Raw genomic sequence first — 14042 nt, forward strand, 5'->3', positions numbered from 1 at the left:
CGCCCCGGCGTCGCCCGCAAGGCTCCCCGGCCGCGACCCTTCAGGACCGCAAGCCATGAGCGACATGACCCCCCGCGAAATCGTCCAGGAACTGGATCGCTACATCATTGGCCAGGACGGGGCCAAGCGTTCCGTGGCCGTCGCCCTGCGCAACCGCTGGCGCCGGCGACAGCTGCCCGAGGCCCTGCAGCCCGAGGTCACGCCCAAGAACATCCTGATGATCGGCCCCACCGGCGTCGGCAAGACCGAGATCGCCCGCCGCCTGGCGAAGCTGGCCAAGGCCCCGTTCATCAAGGTCGAGGCGACCAAGTTCACCGAAGTCGGCTATGTCGGGCGCGATGTGGAGTCGATCATCCGGGACCTGGCCGAAAACGCGATCAAGCAGCTGCGCGAGGAAGAGATGCAGCAGCACCGCGGCCAGGCCGAGGACGCCGCCGAGGAGCGCATCCTCGATGCCCTGCTGCCGCGGCCGCGCAACGCCGGTTTCACCGAGTCCGGCGACGACGCAGCCAACAACGAGACCCGGCAGAAGCTGCGCAAGCGCCTGCGCGAGGGCAGCCTGGATGAGCGCGAGATCGACATCGAGCTCCAGCAGCAGGGGCAGAACGTCGAACTGATGACACCGCCCGGCATGGAAGAGATGGCCAGCCAGCTGCAGTCGATGTTCCAGAACATGGGTGGCCAGAAGAGCCAGCAGCGGCGCCTGAAGATCGCCGATGCCCGGCGTCTGCTGGTGGACGAGGAGGCCGCGCGCCTGGTCAACGAGGAAGAACTCAAGGTCAAGGCGATCGAGCGGGTCGAGCAGAGCGGCATCGTGTTCCTCGACGAGATCGACAAGGTCGCCAAGGGCAGCGAGAAGAGCGGCTCGGATGTCTCCCGCGAGGGCGTGCAGCGCGACCTGCTGCCGCTGATCGAGGGCACCACCGTGTCCACCAAGCTGGGCATGGTGCGCACCGACCACATCCTGTTCATCGCCTCCGGCGCGTTCCACCTGAGCAAGCCGTCGGACATGGTCCCCGAGCTCCAGGGCCGGCTGCCGATCCGGGTGGAACTGGAACCGCTGTCGGTGGAGGCCTTCGTGCGCATCCTGACCGAGCCCACCGCGTCGCTGACCGAGCAGTACGTCGAGCTGATGAAGACCGAAGGCGTCAGCGTGGAATTCCGCGACGAGGGCGTGCAGCGCCTCGCCGAGATCGCCCACGACGTCAATGCGCGCACCGAGAACATCGGCGCGCGGCGGCTGCACACCGTGCTCGAACGCCTGCTGCAGGACGTCGCCTTCCGCGCCCCCGATATCCCGGAACCGGTCGTGATCGACCGCGCGTTCGTCGACGAACGCCTGAGCGACCTGGCCGAGGACGAGGACCTGTCGCGCTACATCCTGTAGCGCGCCAACCCCGGAGCCCGTGCCGGGGTATGCCCGCCGGGGCGCGCGGGCTGGTATCCTCGCCGGCGGCAGTGATTCCGGAACCGCCCTGGCGGTTCCGGGCGTTCCCATCGTCCCGGGCAATCCGGGCGCCGCACGTCGGAGGCCGCATGAGCAGTACGCAACGACCCACGGACATCCAGCTGCACCAGAAGTCGCGCATCCTCGAGCTGCGCTATGCCGACGGCTCGCATTTCGAGCTGCCCTGCGAGTTCCTGCGGGTGTATTCGCCGTCGGCCGAGGTGCGCGGACACGGCCCCGGACAGGAGGTCCTGCAGGTCGGCAAGGAGGACGTGAACATCACCGCGATCGAGCCGGTCGGCAACTACGCGGTCAAGCTGGTGTTCTCCGACGGCCACGATACGGGCATCTACGACTGGGATTACCTCTACAAGCTGGGTACGGAACAGGAGCGTCTGTGGCAGGATTACCTGGAACGGCTGCATCAGGCCGGTCACGAACGCCGAACCCACTGACGCAAGAAGACTCATGAACGACGACGACCCCGGCAAGACCCACTTCGGTTATCAGACCGTTTCCGAATCCGAGAAGACCGAGCGGGTCGGACAGGTGTTCCACTCCGTGGCTTCCCGCTACGACGTGATGAACGACCTGATGTCCATGGGCATCCACCGCGTGTGGAAGCGCTACACCGTGGAGCGCGCCGGGGTGCGCCCCGGCATGCGCATCCTCGACCTTGCTGGCGGGACCGGCGATCTGGCCAGTGCGTTCGCGCCGCGGGTCGGGCCGAAGGGGCAGGTCGTGGTCTGCGATATCAACGCCTCCATGCTGGAGGCCGGGCGCGACCGGCTGATCGACGAGGGTCGGGTTGGCAACATCGAATACGTGCAGGCGGATGCCGAAGTCCTGCCGTATCCCGACGAGTCATTCGACCGCATCACCATGGCCTTCGGCCTGCGCAACGTGACCCGCAAGGAAAACGCGCTGGCGGAGATGCGCCGGGTGCTCAAGCCCGGCGGTCGGGTGCTGATCCTGGAGTTTTCGCAGCCGGTGGCGCCATTGCGGCCGGCCTACGATGTCTATTCCTTCAAGCTCCTGCCGCTGATGGGCCGTCTGGTCGCCAATGATGCCGACTCCTATCGCTATCTGGCCGAATCCATCCGCATGCACCCGGATCAGGAGACCCTCGCCGGGCTGATGCGCGATGCCGGCCTGGAACGCGTCGAATACGACAACCTGACGGGCGGCATCGTCGCCCTGCACCGCGCTACCCGCCTGTAACAGCCGGAGAAGAATCGCGATGGCCGAGCCCGCCGCCCTGCCGAGCCCCGTCACCGCTCTGGTCGAGACCCTGCTGAACGAGCTCCTGGAGGCCGCCCCGCCCCACGCGCGCGAACGCCTGGCCGGACGCGCGGTGGCCATCGTGGTCGAGCCGCCCGGGGTCGCGTTCAGTCTGGTGGGTGCCGCTGACCGCCTGCAGGTGATCGGGGGCGTGGAAGAACCCGTGGATGCCCGCGTGGCCGGCTCGCCATTGTCGCTGGGGGCGGCCATGGCCCGCGACGACCGCAGCGGCCTGCAGATCGAGGGGGATGCCACCGCGCTGTCCGATCTGCAGCGCGCGCTGGGCGAGGCCGAGCATGACTGGGCGGCCCTGTTCGAACGGGTCGCCGGCGCCGGGTCCGCGGGTCCGCTGCAGGACCTGTTCCGGCGTGCGACCGGCGGCCTGCGTCATGCGGCCACGCGCTCCGCCGAGGACCTGGCCGATTATGCCCGCGACGAGGCGGGCTGGCTGCCGCCGTCCGGGGCCTTCGAGGCCTTCAGCGAGGACGTGGCCCGCCTGCGTGACGATACCGCCCGGCTGGAGGCGCGCCTGCGCCGTCTCGAATCCGGAGACGCCTGACCCCCATGCGACGCAGCTTCTACCAGGGTCTGCGGCTGTGGACCATCGCCCGGGTCCTGGTGCGCTACCGCCTGGACGTCATCCTGTTCACCCTCAAGCCGCTGCGCCCGCTGAGCTTCCTGCTCTATCTCGCGCCATGGAACTGGTTCCGCCGCACCCGGGGCACGCGGGGCGAACGCATCCGCCGCGCGCTGGAGGACCTGGGCCCGATCTTCATCAAGTTCGGGCAGATGCTGTCGACCCGCCGCGACCTCCTCCCGGACGACATCGCGGTGGAGCTGGCGCGCCTGCAGGATCGCGTCCCGCCGTTCCCCGCCGACCGAGCGCGCGCGGTGATCGAGGCCGAGCTGGAACGCCCGGTGGACATCGCCTTTGCCGAGTTTTCCGATACCCCGCTGGCCTCGGCCTCCATCGCCCAGGTGCACGAGGCGCGGCTGCAGGACGGCCGCGAGGTGGTGGTGAAGGTCGTGCGGCCCGGCATCCTGAAGACCATCCGTGCGGACCTCGAGGTGATGCATACCATCGCCGCGCTGGCGGATCGCTACTGGAGCGAGGCCCGCCGGCTGCGCCCGCGCGAGGTGGTGGACGAGTACGAAAAGACCGTCACCGATGAGCTGGACCTGATCCGCGAGGGCGCCAACGCGGCGGCCATCCATCGCAATTTCGCGGACAGCCACCTGCTCTACATCCCGGAGATCATCTGGGACTACACGCGCCAGAGCGTGCTGGTGATGGAACGCATCGAGGGCATTCCGGTGGCCGACGTGGCCGCCCTGCGTGAACGCGGGGTGGACCTGCGGCTGCTGGCGGAGCGCGGCGTGGAGATCTTCTTCACCCAGGTGTTCAAGCACAACTTCTTCCACGCCGACATGCACCCGGGCAATATCTTCGTCGATGCCACCCATCCGGACGACCCGACGTACCGCGCGGTCGATTTCGGCATCGTCGGCTCGCTGCTGGACTCCGATCAGCGCTACCTCGCGGAGAACTTCTACGCCTTCTTCAACCGTGACTACCGGCGCGTGGCCGAGTTGCACGTGGAGTCCGGCTGGGTGCCGAAGGACACCCGGGTCGACGAGTTCGAGGCGGCGATCCGGTCGGTGTGCGAGCCGATCTTTCAGAAGCCGCTGGACGAGATCTCCTTCGGCCAGGTGCTGATGCGGCTGTTCCAGACCGCGCGGCGCTTCGACATGGAGGTCCAGCCGCAGCTGGTGCTGCTGCAGAAGACCCTGCTGAACATCGAGGGCCTGGGGCGCCAGCTGTACCCGCAGCTGGACCTGTGGACGACGGCCAAGCCGTTCATCGAGCAGTGGATGCACGAGCGCATGGGGACGCGAGCCTTCTTCCGCAGCGCGCGCGAACACCTGCCGCGGCTGCTGGCCCATCTGCCGGAGCTGCCGCTGCATGTGGAGAAGGCGCTGACGGTGGAGGAGCAGCGGGCCGAACGCGATGCCGCGCTGCGCCAGCAGATCCGCGAGCTGGAGGACGGTCTCGGCCGGCAGGACCGGCGCCGGCGCGAGGGCCTGGCCGCGCTGGGGCTGCTGGTGGTGGCGGGCCTGACTTTCCAGCTCGACGTGCCGCAATGGCTGGGGATCGCCTGGCCGGCGTGGCCCGCCGGGGTCCTGGGCCTGGGTCTGCTGTTGTTCAGCCTGCGGCCGCTGCCGCCGCGGCCGCAGAACTGACCCGGCCGGCTCCGTTCCTGGCCCGGCCCGGGCCTCAGCCGAGCAGGCCGCGCAGCACGTAGAAGAACAGGATCGCCAGGATCGCCCCGGCCGGCAGGGTCACGATCCACGACATGAAGATCATGCGTACCAGGCGCAGGTCGATCGCCGCGATCCCGCGGGCCAGGCCCACGCCGAGGATCGCGCCCACCAGGGTGTGGGTGGTGGAGATCGGCAGGCCGGTGCCCGAGGCCAGCACCACGGTGGCGGCCGCAGCCGCCGTCGCGGAATAGCCGCGGCTGGGGGTCAGCTGGGTGATGCCGGTGCCCACCGTGGCGATCACCTTGTGGCCGTAGGTGAACAGGCCGAACACGATCCCGAAGCCGCCCAGCAGCAGCACCCACATCGGCACCAGCGTCTCCGGGTCCACCTCGCCGGTCTGGATCACGTCCACCACCGCGGCCAGCGGGCCTACCGCATTGGCCACGTCGTTGGAGCCCAGGGCAAAGGCCATGGCGCAGCCCGTGACCACCATCAGCACGCCGAAGACCTTCTCGACGTCACTGAAGTGCGAGCCGTTTTCGTCCGCCGGGATCTCCTCGAACCGCAGCCGGCGGATGGCCAGCATGCCGAACGCCACCACGATCAGGCTGATCAGGATCGCAAGGCCGTAACTCTGTACGGTGGTGAGATTGAGGCCGACATGGGTCAGCCCCTTGAACATGGTGACCAGCGCGGTCACGAAGGCGGTGAGGAAGATGTACAGCGGGGCCCAGCGCTTTGCGTTTTTCAGCGGGTCGACCGTGTCCAGGATCAGGAGCTGCACGCTGCGGAACAGGGCGAACGCGATCGCGCCGCCGATCATCGGCGAAAGAACCCAGGATGCCGCGATGGTGCCGACCCGCTCCCAGCGCACCACCTCGAACCCGAGCCCGACCACCGCGAAGCCGATGATGGCGCCGATGATGGAATGCGTGGTGGAGACCGGCCAGCCGAAATAGGACGCGACCATCAGCCAGGTCCCGGCCGCCGCCAGGGCCGCCAGCATCCCGAACACCAGCAGGTCCGGACTGTCCGCCAGTAGCTCGGAATCGACCATCCCGCTGCGGATGGTCTGGGTCACCTCGCCCCCGGCCAGCCAGGCACCGGCGAACACGAAGACCCCGGCCACCACCACCGCCTGGCGGATGGTCAGGGCACGTGACCCAACCGAGGTGCCCATGGCATTGGCCACGTCGTTGGCGCCGATGCCCCAGGCCATGAACAGACCGAAGATGACCGCAAGGGCGAGCAGCACAATGCCGTATTCCATGCCGTCTCCCGAGCCTCGTCTTGTATCGGGTGGTTACTTGGCCAGCATCAGCTGCAGGCGGCTGCCCACGCGCTGTGCCAGGTCGGCGAGATCGCCAATGGAGTCGATCACGCGATACATGAACATCACGTTCACCGGCGGCAGCTCCGTCTCCCGGGCAAACAGCATCTCGCGGACCTCGCGCTGGGCGTCATCGGCCTCGTGCTCGAGGCTGTCGAGCTTCTGCAGGATGCGGTTGACGACCTCGACCTCGTGGCCGCGGAAACCGGCTTCCACCAGTTCGTCCAGTTCGTTGACCGCGCGGCCGGCCTGGTCGACGGTGTCCACGCTGCGCTGCAGGAACCGCTGTACCGGTTCCTGCATGTCGTCGGGGAAACGCATCTGGCGGCCCAGCATGAGCCCGGCGATGTCCTTGGCCTTGTTGGCGATCTGGTCCTGGATGAGGAGGGTGTCGAGGACGTCGCGGCGCGACATGGCGAGCATCAGCCCCTTGGGAAGGTGCAGACGCAGATCCTTCTTCAGGCGGTCGGCGTCGTGTTCGAGCTCGACGATGCGCTCCTGATGGGTGCGGGCCGCATCCCAGTCTTCGCGATCCACCGCCTGAATGAACAGCGGCAGTTCCGCGATACAGGAACGGACCTTGTCCATGTGCGCCTGCAGCGGGCGCACCGGGGACCGGCCGAACAGCTCGAAGACAAAGTTCTTGGGGCTCATGGCGGCGCGAAGAGTGTCACAGACCTTTAATCTAGCGCAAACGACCCCGCCGTGCTTACCGGGCGGCTCTGCGTTACACTCGGCTGTGAGCTGGGGGTGCCCCCCGTTGTCGCGAGCGACGAGGGGGCTGAGAGAGTCCCCTTGAACCTGAACCGGTTAACACCGGCGGAGGGAAGCTCGGTCAACGGTCCGCTGCACCCGGGGTTCCTGCCCCCGCGATCGCCCTGCCCGCGCTCCCTTCGCCCCGTGCGACAGCAGCAGAGGTCCGATCATGAGCGCCATCCCCGAGTCGTTTGCCCGCAAGACCGCCGAGGTCTCCGCCGAAGTCACCCGCCCGTTCCCGAACTCCGGGAAGCGTTACGTCCAGGGTTCGCGTGTGGACATCCGCGTGCCGTATCGCGAGGTCGCGCAGACGCCGACGATGACCTCCGGCACCCCCGAGGAGAACCCGCCGATCCCGGTCTACGACACCTCCGGCCCCTACACCGACCCCGAGGCGACCATCGACCTGCACCGGGGCCTGGCGGATCTGCGTGGTGGCTGGATCGACGAACGCGCGGACACCGAGTGGCTGGACGGCCCGAGCTCGGAGTACGGCCGTGCTCGCGCCGCCGACCCGGAACTGGCCAGCCTGCGCTTCGAGCACATCCGCCCGCCGCGCCGCGCGCAGGCCGGGGCGAACGTCTCGCAGATGCACTACGCCCGCCAGGGCCTCATCACCCCGGAGATGGAGTTCGTCGCCATCCGCGAGAACAACCGCCTCGAGGCGCTGCGCGCCGACCCGCGCTACCAGAAGTTGCTGCGAAGCCACGCCGGCGAGTCGTTCGGGGCCTCGATCCCCGAGGAGATCACGCCCGAGTTCGTGCGCGACGAGATCGCCCGCGGCCGCGCGATCATCCCCGCGAACATCAACCACCCGGAGCTCGAGCCGATGATCATCGGCCGCAACTTCCGGGTGAAGGTCAACACCAACATCGGCAACTCGGCGGTCTCCTCGTCGATCGAGGAAGAGGTCGAGAAGCTGGTGTGGTCCGCGCGCTGGGGCGGCGACACCCTGATGGACCTGTCTACCGGCAAGAACATCCACGAGACCCGCGAGTGGATCCTGCGCAACTCGCCGGTGCCGATCGGCACCGTGCCGATCTACCAGGCGCTGGAGAAGGTCGACGGCAAGCCGGAGGACCTGACCTGGGAGCTGTTCCGCGACACCCTGATCGAGCAGGCGGAACAGGGCGTGGACTACTTCACCATCCACGCCGGCGTGCGCTTGCAGTACGTGCCGCTGACCGCCGACCGCGTGACCGGCATCGTCTCGCGCGGCGGCTCGATCATGGCCAAGTGGTGCCTGGCGCATCACGAGGAGAGCTTCCTCTACACCCGCTTCGACGAGATCTGCGAGATCATGCAGGCCTTCGATGTCTCGTTCTCGCTGGGTGACGGCCTGCGCCCCGGCTGCCTGGCGGACGCCAACGACGCCGCGCAGTTCGGCGAGCTGGAGACCCTGGGCGAGCTGACGCAGAAGGCCTGGGCGCACGACGTGCAGGTGATGATCGAGGGCCCCGGCCACGTGCCGCTGCAGAAGGTGAAGGAGAACGTCGACAAGGAGCTGGAGGACTGCTTCGAGGCGCCCTTCTACACCCTCGGCCCGCTGGTGACCGACATCGCCCCGGCCTACGACCACATCACCTCCGGCATCGGCGCGGCCAACATCGGCTGGTACGGCACCGCGATGCTCTGCTACGTGACACCGAAGGAACATCTGGGCCTGCCGAACAAGCAGGACGTGCGCGACGGCATCATCACCTACAAGATCGCCGCCCACGCCGCCGATCTGGCCAAGGGCTTCCCCGGCGCGCAGCTGCAGGACAACGCACTCAGCAAGGCGCGCTTCGAATTCCGCTGGGAGGACCAGTTCAACCTGGCGCTGGACCCGGAGCGCGCACGCGAATTCCACGACGAGACCCTGCCGAAGGAAGCGCACAAGGTCGCCCACTTCTGTTCCATGTGCGGCCCGAACTTCTGCTCGATGAAGATCACCCAGGACGTGCGCGACTACGCCGCGGCCCAGGGGCTTTCGGAACAGGAGGCGCTGGAAAAGGGCATGCAGGAGAAGGCGGTGGAGTTCGTCGAGAAGGGCGCGCAGATCTACCGCGAGGTGTGAGCCGCCGCGTTAGCGTACTTCGATGCGGTCGCGGCCATTCTTCTTGGCCGCGTACAGGGCCCGGTCGGCACGGTCGAAGGTGTCGACCCGGTCCTCGCCGGGTCGGTATTCGGTCACCCCGAAGCTCGCGGTGAGCGGCCCGACCGTCTCGAAGTCGAAGGCATTGATGCGGGCCTGCAGGTCGCGGGCGGCGGCCACGCCCTGGTCGGCCCGGGTCTGCCGCAGCAGCACGAAGAATTCCTCCCCGCCGATCCGCCCCGCGGCGTCCGCCTTGCGCAGGTGTTGGCGCAACAGTTCGGCGAACTGCTGCAGCACCGCGTCGCCGACGCTGTGGCCCCAGGTGTCGTTCACCGCCTTGAAGTGGTCGATATCCATCAGGATCACCGAGAACGGCTGGCCGTAGCGCTCGGCGCGGGCGCGCTCCTCCTCGAACCGCTGTTCGATGTGCGCGCGGTTCCACAGCGAGGTCAGCGAATCGATCTGCGCGGAATGCGCCAGCTCGCACTGCTGCAGGAACGTGGCCTTGAGCGCGCGTTCCAGGATGAAGGCGGCCAGCAACCCGAACGAGAAGGCCGCCAGTATCCAGAACAGATGCAGCTGCACCAGTCCGGTCGGCATCGGCAGCTGGATCGTCGCGGCAATCACCAGGGCGACGATCGCTCCGGCCGAAATCGAGGCCTGACGCAGCGTCAGTCCCGATACCGTGAAGGTCCAGATGATGCTCAGGTAGATCTCGGGGGCGAACACCAGGAACTGCGGCGAGCCCGCGTTCAGGTGCAGATTGGCGGCGTTCGCGACCACCGGCGCGATCATCAGCAATGCCCACATCCAGCGCTGCAGGGAGGCCCGCAGGCTCATCGCCGCCACCGCCAGCAGCATCCCCGGGACCAGCAGGGCATGGGCGAAGACGCGCAGGCCGGCCGCATCGGCGTCCACCGTCTGTTCGATGCCGGCGTACAGCAGATACATCGCGGCGGTCAGAAGCGCGATGTAGCGAACCTGCGGGATGCGCGTGGCCCGCAGCCAGGCCGAGAACGCGTGGCGGGTCGCCTCGTCTTCGCCGTGCAGCGGATCCAGTCGGGCCCGCAGTGGTCGTTCCGTCTCCAAATTGACCCCCCGTTGCGAGACCGGCCTCCGCCGCCGGTGTGCCACCGGGGCACCATGGGCCCGCCACCATCATGATGCGGGTATTCACCGGAAAATGTCAGCCCGGCAGGAGCGATGGCCTCGCCTGGCGGGTTGACGCTGTGGGCCCGCTTCGGTAGGAAGAATGTCCATTGTCCGTCGGGTTTTCCGTCGCGGGCAATCACTCACGGTCGAGGTCCTTCCATGTTGCGAATCCGAACCCTCCCGGTGCTGTTTCTCGTGCTGGCCGTCGCCGGTCCCGGCTCCGTGGCGCTGGCCTTCGAGCGCGGCGATCCCGGGGACGTGGCCGTGCGTTCGGCCGAGCTGCGCGAGGCGCCCGGTCATCTGAGCGCGATCCGTGGTCATCTCGATTACGGCACCCGAGTCGAGGTCAGGGACCATAGCCAGGGATTTCTGCGGGTGCGCAGCGAGGCCGGCGAGGAGGGCTGGCTGCACCCGTCCGCGCTGAGCCGGGATCCGGTGATCCTGACGGAGGACGGAGACGACGTTGAACGGGACGCGGACCGCGACGAGATCGCGCTGGCCGGGCGCGGCTTCAACGAGGAGGTGGAAGAGCGCTATCGCCGTGAGCGCGGCCTGTCCTTTGCCCCGGTCGACCGGATGGAAGCCGGGGGAGCGGATCCCGAGGATCTGAGGGCATTCATCGAGCAGGGCGAGCTGCATCTGCCGGGGGGTGAGTGATGCGGGTCTGCAACGGATCATCCCTGCTGCCGTTGGTGTTCCTGGTACTGTCGCTGGCGCTGCTGGCGGGTTGCCGCACGGTCGCTTCGGTGGGTGCCGAGCTGGGGACCCGGACCGGCGTGCTGGATGCGCGGCAGGCCGAAAGCCTGCGCCAGACCGGTGAGCTGGCGGAGCGCAGCATGGAGGACTTCACCCCGGAGCAGGAATATTTCATCGGCCGCGCCGTGGCGGCCCGGGTGCTGGAGGACTACGCGGTCCTCGATGATCCGGCCGCACAGGCGTACCTCAACAACCTGGGCGGGGTCCTGGCCCTGCACTCGGAGCGCCCGAGCCTCTATCAGGGGTATTCCTTCCGCCTGCTGGATTCCGACGAGCTCAATGCCTTTGCCACCCCGGGCGGGCATATCTTCATCACCCGCGGCATGGCCCGGCTGGCGGAAACCGAGGACGAACTGGCGGCCATCCTCGCGCACGAGATCGCGCACGTGCAGGAGCGCCACGGCCTGCAGGCGATCCGCAGCTCGCGCGTGACCGCGGCGCTTACCAGTGCGGCGCTGACCGGGGCGCAGCTGGCGGGGGACGATGATCTGCGCGAGCTGACGGACATCTTCGAGGACTCCATCGACGACATCACCCGGACCCTGTTCGTGAATGGCTATTCGCGCGAGTTCGAGCGCGAGGCCGATGCCGGCGCGGTGGCCATCCTCGAGCGCACGGGCTATCGCCCCGAGGCGCTGACTCGCGTGCTGGAGCGCATGGATGACGAATGGGACCCGCAGGGCCCGGGATTCGCCCGCACCCATCCATCGCCCTCCAGGCGCATCGCGGAGCTGGGGCTGGAGCCGGCGGACTCGCGCAGCGAGGCCCGGGCCGAGCGTTTCTCGCGGTTCCGCGCGGCCCTCTGACGGCGACTCCGGATGTCCGCCAGCTCCCGCTCCGGAGGCCGTTTCCGGCGGGCCCTGATGACCGGGCTGCTGGCGGTCCTGCTGGCCCTGGTGGCGGAGCAGTCGGGCTGGGTCGACGGTCCGGAGCGGGCGGCCTACGACCTGCAGGCGCGCCTGCTGGCCGGGCTGATGCCTCCGGACCAGGACGACGAGGTCGTGCTGATCCTGGTCGACGAGCAGAGCCTCGAGTGGGCGCTGGATACCCAGGGCCAGGGCTGGCCATGGCCGCGCGAGTACCCGGCGGTGATCGCCGATTTCGCCCGTCGTGCGGGGGCCGCCTCGCTGACCTTTGATGTGCTCTACACCGACGATTCCCGTTTCGGCGTGCATGATGATCGCCGTTTTGCGCGGGCCGCCGAGGATTTCGGTCCGACGGTCTTCGCCGCGCTGTACGGCGAGGAGGCCGCCCGCCACGACCGGTTCCCGCAGGACGCGCCCGTCTCGTCCGCGACGGTGGAGGTGGAAGGGGCCGGCGGCGACGATTTCCCCGCGTTTTCCCGCGCGACCTTTCCGGTGCCCGAGCTTGCGCAATCGGCGGCGCGCATGGGCAACGTGCACATCACCCCGGATCCCGACGGGGTCTACCGCCGGGTTCCGCCGGTGACCCGCTTCGACGGGGAACTGGTGCCGGGTCTGGGGCTGGCGGCCTTTCTTGCGGGAGCGGGGGAGTCGCCCGGTCTGCGGCTGGAGGACGACGGGCGGGCGCTGCGGGTGGGTGACCGGCGTCTGCCGCTGGACCCGGAGGGTCGCCTGATCCTGCGCTTTGACCGGTCGGGCGCGGAGCGCACGCGGCTGCGGGCGGCCGCGGTCATCCAGAGCGAACTGCGGCTGGCGGCTGACGCCGAGGCCGAACCCGGGGCCGCTACCCCGGTCGACCCCGCGGAACTCGAAGGGCGGCACGTGATGGTGGGGCTGTCAGCGGCCGGGCTGTTCGACCTGCGACCGCTGCCGCTGGATCCGCGTGCGCCCGGCGTGGAGTTCCACGCGACCATGCTGGAGAACCTGACCGCGGGGCGTTTCATGCGCGAGGTCGACGCCACCCGGGCGCAGGTGCTGGTGGGCCTGCTGGCCTTTCTGCCGGCCTTCCTCGCCGGGCTGGGGCGCAGCAGCGCGAGCACGGCCCTGGCGATTGCGTTCGCCCTGGTGGCGCCGGTGCTGCTGTCCGGCTTTGCGCATGCCGGCGGGGTCTGGCTGCCCCTGGTCGTGCCGCTGGTGGCCGGGCTGACGGGGACCGTGGGGGCCGCGGTCTATAACTATGCCCGCGAGGGCCGTGAACGGCGCTTCATCAAGGCGGCCTTCGCGCAGTATCTCAGCCCGCAGGTGATCGAGCGCCTGCTGGAGGAGCCCGATCGCCTGAAGCTGGGCGGCGAGCGCCGCGAACTCACCATCTTCTTCAGTGACCTGGAGGGGTTTACCAGCCTCAGCGAACGGCTGTCACCGGATGATCTCACGCGGCTGCTCAACGAGTACCTGACCGAGATGACCGACATCCTCACGGCCTACGGTGCCACCATCGACAAGTACGAGGGGGATGCGATCATCGCCTTCTGGAACGCGCCGGTGGATGTCCCCGATCATCCGCGCCGGGCGGTGGAGGCGGCGCTCGAATGTCAGCGCCGGCTGGCGGCCATGGCGCCGCGCCTGCGCGGGCGGGCCGGACGCGATCTCGCGATGCGTATCGGCGTGAACACCGGCGAGGCGGTGGTCGGCAACATGGGTTCGCGTACCCGTTTCGACTACACCATGCTCGGTGACGCGGTGAATCTGGCCGCGCGGCTGGAAGGGGCGAACAAGGTCTTCGGCACGTACACCCTGATCGCGGAGAGCACCGTACGGAAGCTCCCCGAAACGTTGTATTGCCGCGAGCTGGGCGAGATCCGCGTGGTCGGACGGGCGCGCCCGGTGCGGGTCTACGAGCCGGTCGCGCGGCTGGCCCTGGATGCGGCTCCCGAGCGCTACGAGGTCTTCGCCCGGGCGCTGCAGACCCTGAGGCAGGGCCGGGTGGAGGAGGCGCGAGCGCTGTTCGCGACCATTGCCGATCAGGACCCGCCCGCGGCACGCTACGTCGAACGCTGCACGCGACTGCTGGAACAGGGCGAGGCCGGCGACGGCGTCTGGGAGCTCGACGCGAAGTAG

12 protein-coding genes and 1 riboswitch are annotated in these 14042 nt (G+C 68.6%); of the genes, 9 read left to right on the forward strand and 3 right to left on the reverse strand.

Translation table 11 applies throughout. The features are described 5' to 3' along the window. Positions 1 to 55 precede the first annotated feature (55 nt). From hslU to ubiB, 5 genes are all read left to right on the forward strand, one after another. Positions 56 to 1387: an ATP-dependent protease ATPase subunit HslU gene (hslU, locus tag F788_RS0100705; protein WP_019022578.1), complete on the forward strand. Its 1332-nt coding sequence runs from the start codon at positions 56 to 58 to the stop codon at positions 1385 to 1387. A 149-nt stretch (positions 1388 to 1536) separates the two neighbouring features. Next, a complete protein-coding gene (locus F788_RS0100710; protein ID WP_018868852.1) occupies positions 1537 to 1902 on the forward strand; it encodes a gamma-butyrobetaine hydroxylase-like domain-containing protein in 366 nt (121 codons plus the stop codon). A gap of 13 nt (positions 1903 to 1915) precedes the next feature. Further along, a complete protein-coding gene (ubiE, locus tag F788_RS0100715) occupies positions 1916 to 2668 on the forward strand; it encodes a bifunctional demethylmenaquinone methyltransferase/2-methoxy-6-polyprenyl-1,4-benzoquinol methylase UbiE (RefSeq protein WP_018868851.1) in 753 nt (250 codons plus the stop codon). Positions 2669 to 2687: 19 nt separating this feature from the next. Then, positions 2688 to 3287 (forward strand): SCP2 domain-containing protein, encoded by a 600-nt coding sequence (locus F788_RS0100720; protein WP_019022580.1) that lies wholly within the window; start codon positions 2688 to 2690, stop codon positions 3285 to 3287. A 5-nt stretch (positions 3288 to 3292) separates the two neighbouring features. Beyond that, positions 3293 to 4969: a ubiquinone biosynthesis regulatory protein kinase UbiB gene (gene ubiB, locus F788_RS0100725; RefSeq protein WP_019022581.1), complete on the forward strand. Its 1677-nt coding sequence runs from the start codon at positions 3293 to 3295 to the stop codon at positions 4967 to 4969. Positions 4970 to 5003: 34 nt separating this feature from the next. Here ubiB and F788_RS0100730 read toward each other — a convergent pair whose 3' ends face one another. Together F788_RS0100730 and F788_RS0100735 are read right to left on the reverse strand one after the other, a co-directional pair. Continuing rightward, the gene (locus tag F788_RS0100730) at positions 5004 to 6260 is read right to left on the reverse strand and encodes an inorganic phosphate transporter (protein WP_019588940.1); all 1257 of its coding nucleotides are present in this window, start codon (positions 6258 to 6260) and stop codon (positions 5004 to 5006) included. A gap of 33 nt (positions 6261 to 6293) precedes the next feature. Beyond that, complete coding sequence (locus tag F788_RS0100735; protein ID WP_019022583.1) at positions 6294 to 6974, reverse strand: TIGR00153 family protein; 681 nt, start codon at positions 6972 to 6974, stop codon at positions 6294 to 6296. Between the two features lie 82 nt (positions 6975 to 7056). Continuing rightward, a riboswitch (TPP riboswitch) is annotated at positions 7057 to 7165 on the forward strand. An 80-nt stretch (positions 7166 to 7245) separates the two neighbouring features. Here F788_RS0100735 and thiC point away from each other — a divergent pair. Beyond that, positions 7246 to 9135: a phosphomethylpyrimidine synthase ThiC gene (gene thiC, locus F788_RS0100740; protein WP_019588941.1), complete on the forward strand. Its 1890-nt coding sequence runs from the start codon at positions 7246 to 7248 to the stop codon at positions 9133 to 9135. Between the two features lie 9 nt (positions 9136 to 9144). Here thiC and F788_RS0100745 read toward each other — a convergent pair whose 3' ends face one another. Next, positions 9145 to 10242, reverse strand: a complete 1098-nt coding sequence (locus tag F788_RS0100745) for a diguanylate cyclase (RefSeq protein ID WP_019588942.1) — start codon at positions 10240 to 10242, stop codon at positions 9145 to 9147. A 222-nt stretch (positions 10243 to 10464) separates the two neighbouring features. On the opposite strand from F788_RS0100745, the gene F788_RS0100750 reads away from it, so the two are divergent. From F788_RS0100750 to F788_RS0100760, 3 genes are read left to right on the forward strand one after another with little or no spacing between them, the layout of a single operon-like run. After that, positions 10465 to 10962, forward strand: coding sequence for an SH3 domain-containing protein (locus F788_RS0100750; RefSeq protein WP_231364934.1), 498 nt, complete (start codon positions 10465 to 10467; stop codon positions 10960 to 10962). Beyond that, entirely contained in the window at positions 10962 to 11867 is a 906-nt protein-coding gene (locus F788_RS0100755; RefSeq protein ID WP_019588943.1) for a M48 family metalloprotease, read from the forward strand. The genes F788_RS0100750 and F788_RS0100755 overlap by 1 nt, the downstream gene beginning before the upstream one ends. 57 nt (positions 11868 to 11924) lie before the next feature. Then, positions 11925 to 14042 (forward strand): CHASE2 domain-containing protein, encoded by a 2118-nt coding sequence (locus tag F788_RS0100760; protein ID WP_019588944.1) that lies wholly within the window; start codon positions 11925 to 11927, stop codon positions 14040 to 14042.

The sequence above is a fragment of the Thioalkalivibrio sp. ALE10 genome (assembly GCF_000381385.1).
Classification (GTDB): Bacteria; Pseudomonadota; Gammaproteobacteria; order Ectothiorhodospirales; family Ectothiorhodospiraceae; genus Thioalkalivibrio.